This is a genomic window from Cryobacterium sp. Hh7 (genome assembly GCF_004403155.1).
GTDB lineage: Bacteria > Actinomycetota > Actinomycetes > Actinomycetales > Microbacteriaceae > Cryobacterium > Cryobacterium levicorallinum.
The window spans coordinates 1-17,143 of record NZ_SOHG01000012.1 but is presented as its reverse complement, the minus strand read 5'-3'; the positions used below and the strand labels follow the sequence as shown (position 1 = coordinate 17,143).

Annotated in this window: 16 protein-coding genes, 1 tRNA gene and 1 pseudogene; 6 read left to right on the top strand and 12 right to left on the bottom strand. The window is 64.4% G+C overall.

Annotated features, from left to right (window positions below; genetic code table 11):
- Positions 1-7: 7 nt before the first annotated feature.
- Positions 8-1,009: a thiamine-phosphate kinase gene (gene thiL / locus E3T43_RS01490; RefSeq protein ID WP_134442640.1), complete on the bottom strand. Its 1,002-nt coding sequence runs from the start codon at positions 1,007-1,009 to the stop codon at positions 8-10.
- A gap of 177 nt (positions 1,010-1,186) precedes the next feature.
- Between thiL and E3T43_RS01485 the strand changes: the two genes are divergently transcribed.
- The gene (locus E3T43_RS01485) at positions 1,187-1,711 is read left to right on the top strand and encodes a DUF3515 family protein (RefSeq protein WP_134442488.1); all 525 of its coding nucleotides are present in this window, start codon (positions 1,187-1,189) and stop codon (positions 1,709-1,711) included.
- Positions 1,712-1,749: 38 nt separating this feature from the next.
- Here the strand turns inward: E3T43_RS01485 and E3T43_RS01480 are convergent, their stop codons facing one another.
- The 8 genes from E3T43_RS01480 to E3T43_RS01445 all read right to left on the bottom strand — a co-directional run bounded on the left by E3T43_RS01480 (position 1,750) and on the right by E3T43_RS01445 (position 10,261).
- A complete protein-coding gene (locus tag E3T43_RS01480; protein WP_134442490.1) occupies positions 1,750-2,847 on the bottom strand; it encodes a D-alanine--D-alanine ligase family protein in 1,098 nt (365 codons plus the stop codon).
- Positions 2,747-3,898 (bottom strand): NAD(P)H-dependent glycerol-3-phosphate dehydrogenase, encoded by a 1,152-nt coding sequence (locus E3T43_RS01475; RefSeq protein ID WP_241978759.1) that lies wholly within the window; start codon positions 3,896-3,898, stop codon positions 2,747-2,749. The genes E3T43_RS01480 and E3T43_RS01475 overlap by 101 nt, the downstream gene beginning before the upstream one ends.
- Positions 3,888-4,658 (bottom strand): 1-acyl-sn-glycerol-3-phosphate acyltransferase, encoded by a 771-nt coding sequence (locus tag E3T43_RS01470; RefSeq protein ID WP_241978758.1) that lies wholly within the window; start codon positions 4,656-4,658, stop codon positions 3,888-3,890. The genes E3T43_RS01475 and E3T43_RS01470 overlap by 11 nt, the downstream gene beginning before the upstream one ends.
- 25 nt (positions 4,659-4,683) lie before the next feature.
- Positions 4,684-6,006, bottom strand: coding sequence for a UDP-N-acetylglucosamine 1-carboxyvinyltransferase (murA, locus tag E3T43_RS01465; RefSeq protein ID WP_241978777.1), 1,323 nt, complete (start codon positions 6,004-6,006; stop codon positions 4,684-4,686).
- Between the two features lie 161 nt (positions 6,007-6,167).
- Positions 6,168-6,794 carry a 3-isopropylmalate dehydratase small subunit gene (leuD, locus tag E3T43_RS01460; RefSeq protein ID WP_134442494.1) on the bottom strand — a complete coding sequence of 209 codons (627 nt, stop codon included), beginning with the start codon at positions 6,792-6,794 and terminating at the stop codon, positions 6,168-6,170.
- A gap of 5 nt (positions 6,795-6,799) precedes the next feature.
- Complete coding sequence (gene leuC, locus E3T43_RS01455) at positions 6,800-8,230, bottom strand: 3-isopropylmalate dehydratase large subunit (protein ID WP_134442496.1); 1,431 nt, start codon at positions 8,228-8,230, stop codon at positions 6,800-6,802.
- Positions 8,231-8,408: 178 nt separating this feature from the next.
- Positions 8,409-9,200: a PP2C family serine/threonine-protein phosphatase gene (locus E3T43_RS01450; protein WP_134442498.1), complete on the bottom strand. Its 792-nt coding sequence runs from the start codon at positions 9,198-9,200 to the stop codon at positions 8,409-8,411.
- Between the two features lie 35 nt (positions 9,201-9,235).
- Positions 9,236-10,261 (bottom strand): TerC/Alx family metal homeostasis membrane protein, encoded by a 1,026-nt coding sequence (locus tag E3T43_RS01445; RefSeq protein ID WP_092449257.1) that lies wholly within the window; start codon positions 10,259-10,261, stop codon positions 9,236-9,238.
- Between the two features lie 276 nt (positions 10,262-10,537).
- Between E3T43_RS01445 and E3T43_RS01440 the strand changes: the two genes are divergently transcribed.
- The gene (locus E3T43_RS01440; RefSeq protein ID WP_134471069.1) at positions 10,538-11,671 is read left to right on the top strand and encodes a class I SAM-dependent methyltransferase; all 1,134 of its coding nucleotides are present in this window, start codon (positions 10,538-10,540) and stop codon (positions 11,669-11,671) included.
- Positions 11,672-11,725: 54 nt separating this feature from the next.
- Here the strand turns inward: E3T43_RS01440 and E3T43_RS01435 are convergent.
- Positions 11,726-11,798 (bottom strand) — tRNA-Glu (locus E3T43_RS01435).
- Positions 11,799-11,941: 143 nt separating this feature from the next.
- Here E3T43_RS01435 and E3T43_RS01430 point away from each other — a divergent pair.
- The 4 genes from E3T43_RS01430 (at position 11,942) to E3T43_RS01415 (ending at position 15,479) form a co-directional block, all read left to right on the top strand.
- Positions 11,942-12,592 (top strand): MBL fold metallo-hydrolase, encoded by a 651-nt coding sequence (locus E3T43_RS01430; protein WP_134471068.1) that lies wholly within the window; start codon positions 11,942-11,944, stop codon positions 12,590-12,592.
- Between the two features lie 100 nt (positions 12,593-12,692).
- Positions 12,693-13,439, top strand: coding sequence for an ABC transporter ATP-binding protein (locus E3T43_RS01425; protein WP_134442535.1), 747 nt, complete (start codon positions 12,693-12,695; stop codon positions 13,437-13,439).
- Positions 13,436-14,728: an ABC transporter permease gene (locus E3T43_RS01420; protein ID WP_134471067.1), complete on the top strand. Its 1,293-nt coding sequence runs from the start codon at positions 13,436-13,438 to the stop codon at positions 14,726-14,728. Before E3T43_RS01425 ends, E3T43_RS01420 begins: the two co-directional genes overlap by 4 nt.
- Positions 14,729-14,771: 43 nt before the next feature.
- Positions 14,772-15,479 (top strand): TetR/AcrR family transcriptional regulator, encoded by a 708-nt coding sequence (locus E3T43_RS01415; RefSeq protein WP_134471066.1) that lies wholly within the window; start codon positions 14,772-14,774, stop codon positions 15,477-15,479.
- Here the strand turns inward: E3T43_RS01415 and E3T43_RS18620 are convergent.
- Entirely contained in the window at positions 15,474-16,379 is a 906-nt protein-coding gene (locus tag E3T43_RS18620) for a response regulator (RefSeq protein ID WP_166791206.1), read from the bottom strand. The two genes, E3T43_RS01415 and E3T43_RS18620, sit on opposite strands and share 6 nt — an antisense overlap.
- Positions 16,379-17,044, bottom strand: a pseudogene (locus E3T43_RS19625) (response regulator); the annotation flags it as partial. The pseudogene E3T43_RS19625 and the gene E3T43_RS18620, both read right to left, overlap by 1 nt.
- Between the last annotated feature and the right edge of the window lie 99 nt (positions 17,045-17,143).

The following is a 17,143-nucleotide window of genomic DNA, read 5'->3' as shown; positions in this document are numbered from 1 at the left end:
AGTCGCTCTAGCCGGCGGAACCGTCCCAGCCGCGATAAGGGTCCCAGCCACCCTGGTCGTGCGGCGCCCCGTCGACGGTGATCGAGCCGGCCGGGAGTGCAACGGAGGCCGCGGTGACGATTCCGAGGCGGCGAAAACCGCGCGGCAGTGCCGTGTCTGGCCCGAAGGTAGCCAGCAATCCGTGGTCTTCGCCGCCGCCGAGAGCGACCTCGATGCGATCGCCGAGGCAGGCGGAATCGAAGTCGATGGCCACACCACTGGCCCGGGCGATGCGTCCGGCGTCGATGGCGAGGCCGTCAGAGACATCGAGCATGGCGGTGGCGCCAGCCACGGCAGCGACCGGACCGCTCGTAATGGGCGGCACGGGAGTCAGCTGGGCGGCGACCTCGGCCGGGTGCGTGAGCTTGAGCGCATTGGCGCGAGCGAGGTTGGGCACTCCGTCGTCGTCGACGCCGAGGCGGAACAGCAGCTCGAGGCCAATGCCGGCGTCGCCAAGCCGCCCGGAGAGCGCCACGGTGTCGCCGGGGCGCGCGCCCGAGCGCACGACGGGCGCGCGCCCTTCGAGGTCGCCGAACGCCGTCACAGCGAGGGTCAGCGCGTCGGACGCCGACAGGTCGCCGCCGACCACCCCACAGCCGGGGGCGAGCGCCTCGCAGCAGTCTCGCAGCCCGTCAGCGATGCCCTCGAGCACCGACACCGGTGTCGATGGCGGAGCCGCGATCGCAACGACCAGGGCGGTCGGGCGAGCGCCCATGGCGGCAACATCGGAAAGATTGGTCGCTGCAGCTTTCCAACCGAGGTCGTGCGGTGTCGACCAGGCCAGGCGAAAGTCGGGACCCTGAATCATCATGTCGGTGGTGACGACGAATCGTCCGTCGGGCGCCGAGATGACCGCCGCGTCGTCGCCGGGGCCGAGCAGTTCGGCTGCCGCGGTCGGCAGCCGGGGAAAGATTCGTGCGAGCACGGCGCCTTCGCTGAGATCGGCGAGCGTTTCCGAAGCGGATGCCATCGGCTCGGGCCCCCGCGACGGGTTGACCGCTGCAGACGCAGCCGACTCCGGCACGGAAATTTTGGGCCATTGCGAGGCTGAAACTGGCGCTGCCGAGGCCAGTCGGGATGGCGTCGCAGGGGCGGGACGCGGGGCATCCGCAGAAGTCGTCATGTAAGAAACGGTAGCCTTAATGCGATGTCTCACCCATTCCTGCTCCTGCGCTCAGTTCCCGTACGTTCCGTCGCCGTCTTCAGCGTGCTCGCGAGCTCGCTGCTGCTGGCCGGTTGCGCCACTGTCGTGCCGTTGACGCCGGCCCCCGACGCCACCAACGTGGCCTGTGCCGACGTCATCGTGCACCTGCCATCCAGCGTCGCCGATGAGGCGGCCCGCGAAACGAATGCGCAGGCGACCGGCGCCTGGGGTGACCCGGCCGCGGTGCTGCTGCACTGTGGCGTTACGGTGCCGGAACCCACGACGCTGCCGTGCCTGAACATCAACGGCATCGATTGGATCGAAGACGACTCCGACGCCCCGACCTACCGCTACACGACGTATGGTCGCGATCCGGCCATCGAAATCGTGATCGACTCTGAGCGGGTGAGCGGGTCGACGACGCTCATCGACGTGTCCAACGCGGTCGGATACGTGCCGGCGACTGGAGCGTGTGTCGGCGCGGAAGATCTGGATCTCCCGACTGATGGAGCCACGAGCGCACCCTAGGTCGATCGCTCCTTCATCGCGCCTCGATCAGCAATAGGTCAGGAGCCGTGGCGGGCGTGGGCTATGGCCACAGCGATGAGTTCGTCGATCAGCTTGGGATAGGTGTAGCCGCTGGCCAGCCAGCAGCTCGGGAACATCGAGATGCTCGTGAACCCGGGCATGGTATTGATCTCGTTGATCACCCAGCCGGTCGCGGTGAGAAAGAAGTCCACGCGGGCCAGGCCGGCACCGCCGATCGCCTCGAACGCGGCAATGGCCAGCCGCTGCACCTCGGCCAGTTCCTCGGGTGCCAGCGGCGCCGGGCAGACCAGGTCGACGCCGGGCGCGTCGAGATACTTCGCGGCGAAATCGTAGAAGTCCCGGCCGGTCACCACTACTTCACCGGCCATGGAGGTGCGGGTCGGCTCCCCCGGGCGCCCCTGCAGCACCGCAATCTCGAGCTCCCGGCCGACCAGCCCGGATTCAATCAGCACCTTGTTGTCTTCGGCGAGCCCGACCGTCATGGCCTCGGCCAGTTGGTCCGGGGTCGACACCCGGCTGACGCCGACGCTCGATCCGGCCCGCGCCGGCTTCACAAACGCGGGCAGGCCGAGCTGTTCCAGGGCCGCATAGGCCAAACCGGGAGCCGTTACCCACTCATCCGCTTTGATGGTGCGCCACGGCGCAACGGGCAGGGCAGCCTGTTGAAAAACGGTCTTGGCGAAGTGTTTGTCCATGCCCAAAGCGGATGCGAGAACTCCCGACCCGACGTAGGGCAGGCCGAGCAGATCGAGCATGCCCTGGATGGTGCCGTCCTCACCGAACGGTCCATGCAAAATCGGGAATATAAGGTCGACCGGGCCAAGCGTTCGCTCACCGGACGCGTCGACGACGGTCAATTCCCGGCTGGACGCGCTCTCCGGCCACCGCACGCGGGTGCCGTTGTCCGCAACGACCGGCAGTGCTGAGGCGTTGAGGGCAAACTTGGCGGGGTCGTTTTCTTCGAGCACAAAGGCACCGTCCCGGGTGATTCCGACAGGGATGACGGTGTACGCATCAGGGTCGAGGGCTGCCAGCACCCCGCCCGCCGTGGCGCAGCTGATCGAGTGTTCGCTGGAACGCCCCCCAAAGAGAAGCACCACCGTGAGCTTGTCCATCGTCAAGTGTCCTTTCGCCCTGCGGTTCGCCGGAGTCAGTTGTGAGGTGCGGCGCAATGTCGCGGGGATTGAGCGTGCCGTCGAGTACCTGACGTACCTGTTCGACGATGGGCATCTCGACGCCCTTGGCGCGTGCGAGTGCCAGAATCGGCTTGACCGAGGCGAGGCCTTCGGTGGTCTGCTGCATCTGCTTGACGACGTCGTTAATGCTGTACCCCTGGCCGAGCAGCCGGCCCGCTGTGTTGTTGCGCGACAGCGGCGACTGACACGTGGCTATGAGGTCACCGAGGCCGGCCAGTCCGGCCAGAGTCTCGGGCTGAGCGCCGTAGGCGACCGCAAAGTCGGTCATTTCGACCAGACCACGCGTGATGATCGAGGCCTTGGTGTTCTCGCCGTAGCCGACGCCGTCGACGATGCCGATGGCGACCGCGATGAGGTTTTTCAGCACGCCGCCGAACTCGGTGCCGATGACGTCGGTGTTGACGTAGGAGCGGAAGTAGCGGTTGGTCGCCAGTTTGGCCACGGCCTGCGCCGTTTCCAGGCTCGCCGAGGAGACGACCGCGCCGGTCGGCTGTTCCTTGGCGATTTCCAGCGCGAGGTTCGGACCACTGATCGCCGCGATGCGATCGGGGTCGATGCGGAGCACCTCTTCGATCACCGAACTCATGCGCATGCCGGTTGCGCGTTCGACACCCTTCATCAGCGAGATGATGATCGCGTTCTCGGCCAAATACGGTTCAACCTGCTTCAGGTTTTCGCGCAGCGACTGGCTGGGCACCGAGACGAACACCATTTCCGCTCCGGCCAGCGCCAGCTCGAGCCGGCTCGTGGCGCGCAACCCGACGGGCAGGTTTACCCCGGGCAGGTAGTCGCTGTTGCGGCGCGCTTCGGAGATTTCCCGGGCCAACTCGGGGCGGCGAGCCCACAGAACGACATCGGCACCGCTATCCGTCAGAATTTTGGCGAAGGTCGTTCCCCAACTGCCCGCGCCGAGCACGGCCACCCGGGTGCCTGGTTGACTCTTCGGCAGCTGGGGGGTTCTAGGCTTCAAAACGACCGGTCTCTTTCTGGTTGTGCTCCGCCGGATTCCATCGTTTGACCGGGGCTTTCTCGCCGCGCAAGTCTTCCAGCAACGCAGTGATGGCGAGCATCACGACGGCGGTCGCCTCGTTGAGCGTCGCCGTGTCGAGGCTGCGTCCCCGAAACTGCGCGAGGTCGATCGGGTCGCCGATCTTCACTGTGATGGTCTTGCGCGGAAACAGGTGCACCTTCTTGGAATACCGTTCCATCAGGTGCTGCGTGCCCCAGTGCGCGGCCGGCACGATCGGAATCCCCTGTTCCAGCGCGATGCGCACGGCGCCGGTCTTGCCGCGCATCGGCCACAGGTCGGGGTCACGGGTGAGTGACCCTTCCGGGTACACCACGACAATCTGGCCCTTATCGACCAGACGCTGGGCAGCCTTGACCGGCTCACTCCCGCGCACCGATCCGCCGCGCTGCACCGGAATCTGCCCCGACTTGGTCAGCACCCAGCCGATGACCGGGATCTTGAAAACGGATGCCTTCGCCAGAAACCGAGGCAGCCGCCCCAGCTTCCAGGCCACGACCCCCATGACCACGGGGTCGATCTCGCTGTAGTGGTTCGGCGAAAACACGAACGCGCCGCTCCGCGGAAACTTGTGGGCATCGAGAATCTCGTAGCGGGCGGCGAGGTTCATCACCGGCAGAATCAACCCGGCGAGAATCCAGAATGCCGAAGGGCGGCTCTTCTCCGAACGAATTTTGGTAGTCGACTCGGGAGTTGCGGGCACGTCGTTATTTTCAGGCACGCGCCTATTATCCTTCGAGATCGAAGTCCGCCCCCAAAAGCCGCAGCTTGCCGATGAAGTTTTCGTAACCTCGGCTGATGATTCCCACGTTGCTGACCGTGGACGTGCCGTCGGCCGAGAGCGCCGCGATCAGGTGGCTGAAGCCGCCGCGCAGGTCGGGTACGACGATATCGGCGCCGTGCAGCTTGGTCGGGCCGGTGATGACGGCGGAATGGTTGAAATTGCGCTGACCGAACCGGCACGGATGGCCGCCGAGGCATTCGTTGTGAATCTGAATGGTCGCGCCCATTTCGACGAGGGCGTCGACGAAGCCGAAGCGCTGCTCGTACACGGTTTCATGCACGATCGACGTGCCGTGAGCCTTGGTCAGCGCGATGACAAGCGGCTGCTGCCAGTCCGTCATGAAGCCGGGGTGGACATCCGTTTCAATAATGACGGGCTTCAAATCGCCGCCGGGGTGATAGAAACGGATGCCGTCGTCACAGATATCGAAAGCGCCGCCGACCTTGCGGAACACGTTGAGGAAAGTGATCATTTCGGGCTGACGCGCGCCGCCGACGAAGATGTCTCCGTCGGTGGCGAGGGCCGCTGCAGCCCAGCTGGCGGCCTCGTTGCGGTCGAACAGCGCGCGGTGGTTGTAGCCGAGCAGGCGTTCGACGCCCTCGATGCGAATCACCCGGTCGGTGTCGACCGTGATGATGGCGCCCATCTTTTGCAGAATGTTGATGAGATCCATGATCTCGGGCTCGATCGCCGCGCCCTTGAGCTCGGTGATGCCGTCGGCCCGCACCGCGGTGAGCAGCACCTGCTCGGTGGCTCCGACGCTCGGGTAGGGCAGTTCGAGCTTGGCGCCCTTGAGTCCGTTCGGCGCCGACATGCGGATGCCGTTGGGCTGCTTCTCGACGACGGCACCGAACTTACGCAGCACCTCGAGGTGAAAGTCGATCGGGCGGTCGCCGATGCGGCAGCCGCCGAGATCGGGGATGAACGCTTCACCGAGGCGATGCAGCAGCGGGCCGCAGAACAGGATCGGGATGCGCGAGGAACCGGCATGGGCGTCGATCGCGGCGAAGTGCGCGCTCTCCACGTCAACCGGGTCGAGGACCAGGGTTCCGGGTTCGTCGCCCTCGGTGACCTTGACGCCGTGCACCTCGAGCAGCCCGCGAACGATCCGAACATCGCTGATATTCGGAACGTCCTTGAGCACGCTCGGGGTCTCACCGAGGAGGGCGGCGACCATGGCCTTGGTGACGAGGTTCTTCGCCCCCTTCACCTCGATGCGGCCGACCAGGGGAATTCCTCCTCGAATGGTGATCTTGTCAGCGGTCAGGCCGACAGATGCTCCGTGGTTCGCAGCGCTCCCCCGCTCATTCGCGTCGTCGTGGTTTCGAGCGTCGTTCAACTTCTTCGCCTCGTCGGTTTCGCTACGATCTGTTTCGCGCAGAGTGCTCACAAGTTACCTGTCCTGGTGCAAATTAGTGCAAATGCAAATTACATCAAATTAATTCTGGAAGATTCGGGGGAAAGGGCGGGAAGGGTGCGGGGCAACCAGGATTCGCGTTTGGTTTCAAATTCACTGATTCGCGCTTCGTCACGCAGGGTCAGCCCGATGTCATCCAGACCTTCGAGCAGCCGCCATCTAGTGTAATCATCGATTTCAAAATTCACCGTCAGATCGCCGACACGCGCGGTTTTACTGACCAGATCCACGGTCAACTCCACGCCCGGATCGCACTCGACCAGGTTCCACAGGGTTTCAGCATCCGCTTCGCTGATCTGGCCGGCGAGCAAGCCCTGCTTGCCCGAGTTGCCGCGAAAGATGTCGCCGAAGCGGGGGCTGAGGACTACGTCGAAGCCGTAATCGCGCAGCGCCCAGACGGCGTGCTCCCGCGAGGAACCGATGCCGAAGTCGGCGCCGGCGATGAGTATCCGACCGCCCTGGTACTCCTTCTTATTGATCACGAATTCGGGGTCGAGGCGCCAGGCTGCAAACAGGGCGTCTTCGAAGCCGGTGCGCGTGACACGCTTGAGGTGCACGGCCGGGATGATCTGGTCAGTGTCCACGTTGGATCGGCGCAGCGGAACCGCGATGCCGGTGACGGTGGTGAATTTCTGCATGTTACTTAGTCTCCATCCTGAACGAGGTCCCACGGGCTTGAGAGCGTGCCGCGAATGGCCGTGGCGGCCGCGACGAGCGGCGACACCAGGTGGGTACGCCCGCCCTTGCCCTGTCGTCCTTCAAAGTTGCGGTTACTGGTCGACGCGCAGCGTTCGCCAGGTTCGAGCTGATCGGGGTTCATGCCGAGGCACATCGAGCAGCCAGCGAAACGCCATTCGGCGCCGAAATCGAGGAAGATCTGATCAAGCCCCTCGGCTTCGGCCTCGATGCGTACCCGGGCCGAGCCAGGAACGACCATCATGCGCAGTCCCTCCGCCTTGGTCTTGCCCTTGATGACCTCGGCGGCGGCCCGCAGGTCTTCGATCCGGCTGTTGGTGCAGGAGCCGAGGAAGACGGTATCGACCCGAATCTGCTTCATCAGCGTTCCGGCCGTCAGGTCCATGTATTCCAGGGCCCGCTCGGCCGCCGAGCGCTCATTGGCGTCGACGATTTCGGCGGGGTTCGGCACCGATCCGCTCAGCGAGACGCCCTGGCCGGGGTTGGTGCCCCAGGTCACGAAGGGTTCGAGCTCGTTGGCGTCGATGATGACCTCGGCGTCGAAGCTGGCACCCTCGTCGGTGGCCAGGGTCTGCCAGTACGCGACGGCCGCGTCCCAGTCGGCGCCGCGCGGTGCGTGGGCGCGACCCTTGAGGTAGTCATAGGTGACCTGGTCTGGCGCGACCATGCCGGCGCGGGCGCCGGCCTCGATCGACATGTTACAGATGGTCATGCGGCCATCCATGGAGAGAGCGCGAATGGCCTCGCCACGGTATTCGAGCACGTAGCCGGCTCCGCCGCCGGTGCCGATCCTGGCGATCACGGCGAGGATGATGTCCTTCGCGGTGACCCCGGTGCGCAGTGCGCCGTTGACGGTGATCGCCATGGTCTTGAACGGGTTCAGCGGCAGCGTCTGGGTCGCCATGACGTGCTCGACCTCGCTCGTGCCGATGCCGAGCGCCATCGCTCCAAAGGCTCCGTGGGTGGAGGTGTGCGAATCGCCGCAAACCACGGTGATGCCGGGCTGGGTCAGGCCGAGCTGCGGGCCGACGACGTGCACGATGCCCTGCTCGATGTCACCGAGCGAGTGCAGCCGTACCCCGTATTCGGCGCAGTTTCGGCGCAGCGTCTCGATCTGGGTGCGGCTGGTCGGGTCGGCGATGGGCTTGTCGATCGCGAGGGTCGGCGTGTTGTGGTCTTCAGTCGCGATGGTCAGATCCGGCCGGCGCAGCGGCCGGTTGGCCAGGCGCAGTCCGTCGAAGGCCTGCGGGCTGGTCACCTCGTGCAGCAGGTGCAGGTCGATGTAGATCAGGTCGGGGGTGCCGTCTTCACCCTTGGTGACGAGGTGCTTGTCCCAGACCTTCTCAGCGAGCGTGCGCAGGCCGACGTCGGAACTCATGGTCGAAGTGGGTATTACGTTGGTCATTTTGAGCGTCTTCCTCACGAATCGATGGCAGCCACGCCGAACGCCGCGACGAGGGAGGCCTCAGTACAGGGACTCGTCGCGGCAGATAAGAAGTCGGTTCAGCACCACGGATTCAGGGTAACACCTCCCCCGCAGGCCCGGTTCGCGCTGCTCAGCTGACCGTCGACTCCACAAAGACGACGCTCACGTTGTCACGTCCACCGTGTTCGATCGCAGCATCGACGAGAATCTCGGCCCTGCTGCGCCCGTCAACAGCCGAGTGGATGTCCGTGGCCAGCAACCGCGCAATCGTCACGTCGTCGAGTTCCTTGGTCAGCCCGTCGGAGCAGATCAGGAACGCTTGCTCCCCCGAAGCGGGCAGCAGCCAGACATCCGCGTCGACGAATTCGTCGGCGCCGATGGCCCGAGTGATGACATTGCGTTCCGGGTGCTTCTCGGCATCCGCTCGAGAAATCAGGCCGGCATCGACCATCTCCTGCACTGCGGAGTGGTCGATCGACAACTGGGTCAAAACGCCATCGGACCAGGTGTAAACCCGGGAATCCCCGACGTTGAAGGCCATCCAGTGATAACCGACCTCGTCGCCGGCATCGACCAGCGCGATCCCGGCCAGGGTCGTTCCCGACACAGCGGTGCCCGAGTCGCCTTCAGCGCTGAGATCACGCACGGCATCGTTCGACGAGTGGATGGCATCCAGAATGCGCTCCGGGGTGGACGGCAGGTCGCGGGCGATGTGCTCGTCAAACACGCCCAGCACGGTCTGACTGGCGACGTCACCCTGGGCGTGTCCGCCCATGCCGTCGGCCACCAGAAAGACCGGAGACTGCGCGAGAACGCTGTCTTCATTGACCTTGCGTACGTTGCCCACCTCGCTGCGCACGCTGAACACGAGACGGGCGGTGCTGCTGGAAAATTCGATGGTGCTCTGTTGATTCAGAGTCATGAATCCTCCGTTCGCCGCCACCTGGCCTCGTTCAATCATTCCCCAGCGTTGACCGAAATCTCTTCGGCGAGCGTGTGCCCACGCTTGAGGGCATCGTGACGGGCCTTGATCAGGCTCGCTATCGTTGCCACGGCCATGCTACCGATGATCACGCCGAGCGAAGTCCAGGTGTCGATCTCGGGTGCCCACAACATGGGGTCGCCGCCGTTGATGAAGAACACCTCGTTGGTGTGCATCGCGTGCAGCACGAGCTTGACGCCGATGAAGCCGAGGATGACGGCGATACCGTACTTGAGGTATTCGAGGCGTTCGAGCAGTCCGCCGAGCAAAAAGTACAGCTGCCGCAGGCCCATCAGGGCGAAGAGATTGGCCGTGAAGACGATGAACGGGCTTTGGGTGATGCCGAAGATCGCCGGAATGGAGTCGAGCGCGAAGATGAGGTCGGTCGTACCGATCGCGATGAACACGATCAGCATCGGGGTGAAGACCTTCTTGCCGTCGATCAGCGTGCGCACCTTGGAACCGTCGAATTCCGAGGACATGCTAATGCGCCGACGGAGCAAACGGATGACGCCGTTTTCTTTCTCTTCGGTTTCTTCCTCCGACGAGAACGCCTGCTTCACCGCGGTGTAGAACAGGAACGCGCCGAAGATGTAGAAGATCCAGGCGTAACTCTCGATCAGCTGGGCACCGAGCAGAATGAAGATTCCACGCAACACGAGGGCGATGATAATGCCCACCATCAGCACTTCCTGCTGGTACTTTCTCGGCACCGAGAACCGGGCCATGATGATCACGAAGACGAACAGGTTGTCGATCGACAGGCTGTACTCGGTAAGCCAGCCGGCCAGGAATTGGCCGGCGTGTTCGGCGTCGCCGAGCACCAGCATCAGGAGCGCGAAGATCAGCGCGAGTCCCACATAGAAACCGACCCACAGGCCGGCCTCTCGCATGCTCGGAACGTGCGGGCGCTTGTAGACGATGAGCAGGTCGGCGACCAAAATCAGGGTCAGAACGACGAGGGATCCGGCTTCGAACCAGAGAGGGAGAGCGAGTTCCACGGGGGCCTTTCAAGAAATGACGGGAGTCAGGTGTTACAGAACCCGAAAGTCTCTCCCGCACCGAAAGCATCCGTTGGGAGCCCATCGATACCACCGCGACCGGGGCCCCGCCAGTGCGGCCCGTATTGACGATCGCGACATAGGACCCGATCGGGCCCAGAGGGATACTCCCCTTCGCATGCAGAATTCTAACAGTGCGTTGGTCGCGCCCAGCACTCGACCCCGGTCGCCGCGGCGCCACCTATAGTTGGACCTTATGACTATGGACCGGGTTCGATGACGGCCGCTGGCCCCCCGCGCGAGTATCTCGACTGGTCCGAAAACGGAGTGTCGGCCTCCGCGCTCTGGCGATCAGCCAACGGCGCCCCGGCCCCGAAACGTGTCGTGCCGGTTGACGACACCATCACAGCGGATGCCGCCTACCGGCTGGCCTCACAGGGTGTCGCCCTGCTCTGGACCGGCGATTTTCAGAACGCCCGCCAGATTCTGACCGCTCTGGAACACCGCACCCGGCCCCGCCCCGACAAAACCCCGCGCACCACCGCCGAACTGTTCTACCGCTACCGGCAGAACCGGTCGCACCGGGCGCGCATTCTCAGCCTGCTGCTGGTTCCGCTGGAGATCGGCAACATCATCGGACTGCGCCGGGCACCCGACGTGGTCGCCGCCACAGTGGATGCCTATGGGAGCATCGCGGAGGCATCCGTTGTGTCGCTGCACGAGGTGCTCGGCACGATCGGTGCACACCAGTGGCGCACCAAGGGCATTCGCGTCGCCGCGCTGAACGCCTCGATCTACCCGCACTACGGCACCTTCTTTCCGGTGCGCAGCGAATACGTCGATCTCGTGGCGACGGCTCCGCTGGCCGCGCCGCGGGTGGCCTTCGACATCGGCACCGGCACCGGAGTGCTCGCGGCGGTGCTGGCGACGCGGGGCGTACCACGGGTGATCGCGACCGATCTCGAACCGCGCGCCGTGGCATCCGCTCGAGAAACGGTGTCCCGACTGGGGCTCTCCGGGCGCATCGAGGTGCAGCTGACCGACCTGTTTCCCGAGGGGCGTGCCGATCTGATCGTCTGCAACCCGCCGTGGATTCCGGCGACCGCGCATTCCCTGCTCGACGCTGCCGTCTACGACCCCGGCTCGCGCATGCTCAAGGGCTTCCTGGCCGGCGTGATCGACCATCTGGAGCCGAACGGTGAGGTCTGGCTGGTGCTCTCCGACTTTGCCGAACTGGTCGGGCTGCGCACTCGCGCTGACCTCATGACCGTGATCGACACCGCCGGCCTGCGGGTGATCGGTGCGCTCGAAGCGGCCGCAGTGCACTCCCGGGCGACCGACACGAGCGACCCGCTGCACGCCGTGCGCCAGAGCGAGGTCACCTCGCTGTGGCGTCTTCGTACCAAATAGCACCGGTTAAACAGAAACGCCCGGCCCCTTCAAGAGAAGGAAGCCGGGCAATTGTGACCCCAGCGGGATTCGAACCCGCGTTACCGCCGTGAGAGGGCGATGTCCTAGGCCGCTAAACGATGGGGCCGTTTTTGCAACTTACCGAGTATGCCACACGGACCAGCGCAGTTCCAAACTGAGCGCACACGGCGCGTCGCGACAGCGGCAAAACAGCAATCACGACAGCGAATGCTGTTGCGCCACGACTCGAATCGCGGTTAGCTCGGGGACATGAAACTGACCAAGCTGGAGCATGCCGCCCTGATCCTCGAGCTCTCGGGCAAGAAGCTCTACATCGACCCCGGTTCGTTCACCACGGCGCTTACCGGCACGGCGGGCGCCGTAGCCGTCGTTATCACCCACGAACACGCCGACCATTGGACCCCGGAACAGCTGGGCCGGATCGTCGAAATGAACTCCGACCTACGCATCTTCGCGCCGGCCGGAGTCGCTCGGGCGATCGCCGCTTTCAATGCCGATCTCGAGGTGACGACGGTGCAGGCTGGGGACGAGATCGAGGCCGCCCCGTTCAGCCTGCGCTTCTTCGGGGCGACGCACGCGATCATTCACGAGTCGATTCCGGCCATTGACAACGTTGGAGTGCTGGTCAATGACGAGTTCTACTACGCCGGTGACGCCTTCACGGTTCCCGAGGGCGTCACGGTCGGCACACTCGCCGTTCCGGCCGCGGCGCCCTGGATGAAAATCAGTGAGGCGATGGACTACGTTTTGGCCGTCCAGCCGAAGCGCAGCTTCACGACCCATGAGATGCTGCTATCCCGGGCCGGGAAAGACCTGTCCAACGCACGAATCCAAGGTGTCACCGAGCAGGGTGGCGGCGAATTCTTCGCCTTGGAACCGGGAGACAGCCTCGATCTATAGCTGCGACAGCGCACTCCCCCTCAGCAAATTTGCAGCAACTGCAAATTAGAGTGCAGTTACTGCATTTTGTAGTATCTAGCACCGAACTGAGGGACGCCCGATGGACTCCGAGTGGGTAATTGATGCGCAAGGCCTGGAGAAATCCTACGGCTCTGGCACGAGCCGGTTCGACGCGCTGAAGGGCGTGTCCGTGCAGATCGCGCCGGGCGAGACCGTGGCGATCGTCGGCAAAAGCGGGTCGGGCAAGTCCACCCTCATGCACCTGCTCGCGCTGCTCGACGAACCCGACAAGGGAACACTGCAGGTCGCCGGCCAGGACGCCAAGTTGCTGTCCAAGCGCGCCGTCAACGAACTGCGCAATAAGGAATTCGGCTTCGTCTTTCAGCAGTTCTTTCTCACCCCCAACGTGAGCGTGCTCGACAACGTCATCCTCCCGCTCAAGATCGCCGGTATGGGCGGCAAGGAACGCCGCCGCATCGGCATGCAGGTTCTTACGCAGCTCGAGCTCGCCGACAAGGCCGGCAACAAGGCCACGACCCTCTCGGGCGGGCAGAAGCAGCGCGTCGTCATCGGACGAGCCCTGGTCAATTCGCCGCGCGTGATCTTCGCCGACGAACCAACCGGCAACCTCGACACCGCCACCGGCGCCGTCGTCGAAGACATCCTGTTCGAGCTGAACCGCAGCCAGGGCATCACCGTCGTCATCGTCACCCACGACGAGGATCTCGCCGCCCGCTGCGACCGCCAGATCTACATTCGCGACGGACTCATCGTCTCCCAGCTCGCCACCCACGCCCCCGCAGCACACAGCACTGCAGCAATGAACACCGCCGGAGGCGCAGTATGAGAACCAAAGACCTCGTCGCCACCGCGATCTCCAATACCTTTCGCAGCAAGCTCCGCACCACGCTGACCGTGCTGGCCATCTTCGTCGGCGCCTTCACCCTCACCCTGACCAACGCGGTCGGCGCCGGCGTCAGCCAGTACGTCGACGCCCAGGTCGGTGCCCTCGGCTCGCCCGACGTGTTCATCATCACCCAGGCCAGCGATGCGACCGCCGCCGGCGACGGCCCGGTCGAATATGACGCCGAGAGTTCCGCGTCGGTCTCCAGTCGGCAAGGTCCCCCCGGCACCACGACCAAGGCTCTGACGGATGCCGACCTCCGGGCGATCGCCGAAACGTCCGGCATCGAATCGGTCGACCCGATCCGTTCGGTGCAGCCCGACTACGTCGAATACGACTCGGGCACACGGTACGAGTTCAGCATCAACGCCACCTCGGCGGTGACCACGGCCGACCTCACGGCGGGCGCGCAGCTCGACGGCAGTGCCGAGGAGGCGCAGCTGGTGCTGCAGGACACCTTTGTGATTCCGCTCGGCTTCGCCTCCGCGGATGACGCGGTGGGGGCATCCGTTTCTATTGGGATCACCGACATTCTCGGCGAGAAGCACGTGGTCGACGCCACCGTCGTCGGCGTCTCGCTCGAGAGCCTGCTCGCTGCCGGTGCCGGGGCCAACGATGCCCTGATCGCTGAACTGGCCGACGCGCAGTCCGGCGGCATCGACACCGCCGTCACGAGCTACGGCGTGGCCGTCGCCCACTTCGATACCGCGCTCTCCGCCGAGGGCATCAGCGCGCTCAAGGCCGACCTCGCGACCGAGGGCTATTCCGCCAGCACCATCGAGGACCAGCTCGGCGCTGTGCAGACCGTGATCAATGGCATCGTCGGTGTGCTCAACGCCTTCGCCGTGATCGCCCTGATCGCCGCGGCATTCGGCATCATCAATACCCTGCTGATGAGCGTGCAGGAACGCACCCGCGAGATCGGTCTAATGAAGGCCATGGGCATGAGCGGTGGCAAGGTTTACACCCTGTTCAGCCTCGAAGCCATTTTTATCGGGTTCCTCGGCAGCGCCATCGGAGCCGGTGTGGCCATCGGCCTCGGCTCTGCGCTGAGCGCCGTGCTGTCGCAGGGCTTCCTCTCCGGGTTGCCCGGGCTGAATATCCTATTATTCGAACCGATGTCGGTGGCCTTCGTCATTCTGCTGGTCATGCTGATCGCGTTCCTCTCGGGAACCCTTCCGGCCCAGCGAGCCGCCAAGCAGAACCCGATCGAGTCGCTGCGCTACGAGTAGCGCCGGCAATCCGATAAAGGACACCGATGAACCAGGACGAGTCATGATCGACACCCCCACCACCTCCACTCGCCCGCGCTCCCGCGAGGACAAGCACCACGCGACGAGCTTGCGCGTGGAACGGAGCGCGGTCAGCCTCGTCCTGGAACACGGTTTCGACAACGTCACGGTGGATATGATCTGCACCGCGAGCGGCATCTCGCAGCGCACCTTCTTCAACTACTTCAAGACGAAGACGGCCGCCATTATCGGTGCCGAACCGCCGACCATTGACGAGGCAAGCGCTCGCGAGTTCATCGCCGCGCCGGGAGACGACCTGTTGCCGGACGCGCTCGCGCTGATGAGCGCGATGGGGCCGCCGGACGGCATCGACGAGCAGCTCTTCACCGACCGAATTCAGATCTTCGGCCTGCATCCGCAGCTCCTGCAGGAGCAGATGGAACGGATGACCCGGGTCACCGATGAGGTCGCTGAGCTCGTCTACCTGCGACTAGCCCGAGGGGTCGACACAGACACAGAAACCGACGCTGACCGAGTCTTTCGACACGGCCAGGCCGAGCTGATCACGCACGCCTTGCTGGGCGTGCTGCGGTTCATGGCGCTGCAGTGGATTCCCTGCCCCCAGTTCGGAGCGACGGCCGACACGAGCCGGGAGGATGGTCGGGAACGCCCCACCCGGCTAACCCTGGCCGAGGCGCTGGACCGCACGGTCACTCTCCTCCGGCAGACGCTGAGCATCCCGGGTCTATAGGAGCTGACCCTGCTCGGTGTCGGATTCGACCGGTAGCCACTTAACGAGAGCCGCGCGCAATTTGGCCAGGTGCAGCGGCCGCATGAGGTACTTGTTCATGCCGACCAAGCGCGAATGGTCAGCATCGCTGCCGCGCACCGCGCTCGTAGTTATGGCCAGAATCGGCATCCGCGTACCGGGCGGCTCGGCCGCCCGGATGGCCGAGGCCAGCTCGTAACCGTTCATCTCGGGCAGGTGCAGAACGGTGATCACCAGGTCGTAGTCGCCGCTCGTCCACCGCGCGAACGCGAGCGCACCGTTGTCGGTCACATCCGCTTCGTAGCCCAGCAGGTTCAGCTGCCACAGGATGAGCTTCTGATTGCTCAGGTTGTCCTCGGCCACGAGGATGCGGGTCGCGCCCGGTGCGCGAACCGCGGCCCGGCTTACCGGGGAGGGCGAGGCATCCGCTTCTGTGCTGGCCTGCTCGAATTCGTTCCCGCGCTCGAGAACATCCCGGGTGAGCGATCCCGCTTCGTGCGCCGCAACCTCATCGTCTACCCGCGGCATGAGCCAGTTGATCGCGTCCTGAAGCTCCTGATAGTGCAGGGGCTTGGTGATGTAGGCGTCGCAGCCAGCGGTGCGGGCCTTTTCCTGGTCTCGGCTCATGGCCATGGCGGTCAGCGCAATCACCGGGATGTCGGCGGTCACCGGGTCGTTCTTCAACTCGGTGGTGGCGGCGAAGCCATCCATTCCCGGCAACTGGATGTCCATGAGAACCAAGTCGGGAACTTCGACCCGGGCCAGCAACAATCCACTCTCGGCATCGACCGCTTCCAGTGTCGAATGCCCGGCCCGTCGCACCAACAGCTTGGCCAGTTTCATATTGATCGGGTTGTCTTCAATAATCAGAATCCTGGCCACTATTCATCACCCAGATCCAGGCCCGAACTTAGCGCTCGCTTCACCTCGGCTATGAAAGCCGTTCGATTGAAATTCTCGGTTCCCAGCACGCGCACGGGCTGGGTCGGGTCACTGTCGACGGCGGCCAGCTCCTGTTTGGTGAGCTGCTTACCGGTGACCACGAGCACGGGAATGTGTTCGGTAGTCGGGTCACTCTGCAGGGCCAGGACCACCTGATAACCGCTAAACCCTTCCATCATCAGGTTGAGCAGCACCAGGTCAGGATGCAGGCGCTGCGCCATCTCGATCGCATCATTCTTGGTGAACGCGCGTTCCACGGCGTACTCCGGGCGAGTCAGGAATCGGGCAATCACGTCAACGGTTTCGGGATCGTCATCGGCCACCAGAACCCGCCGGGTGCGGAGCGCGTCCGGGCTGAGACCCAGCACGTTCAACGATTTCTGCAGAGCTGCCCGACTGATCGGTTTTTCCAACACGGCCGCCGCGCCGTGAGTCAGGGCCAGGGCCACATCGGTATCCCCGGCAATGATCACGATGGGAACCGCCGCCAGATCCGCGAACTCGTGCAGCCGAATCAAGAATCCCCATCCGTCCATTCCCGGCAAGCGGATGTCCAGGGTGATCAGGCTGAGTTGTTGGTGCGGAGCAGCGGCGAGGCCTTCCTCGCCGCTAGCGGGAGTTTCCTAGCTATTTCCGGAACGCCAGATTGCGCTGAAGTCAATTCCAGTGCTGGTCTGGCGTTCTTCGGCGTGGTGGCGTGACTT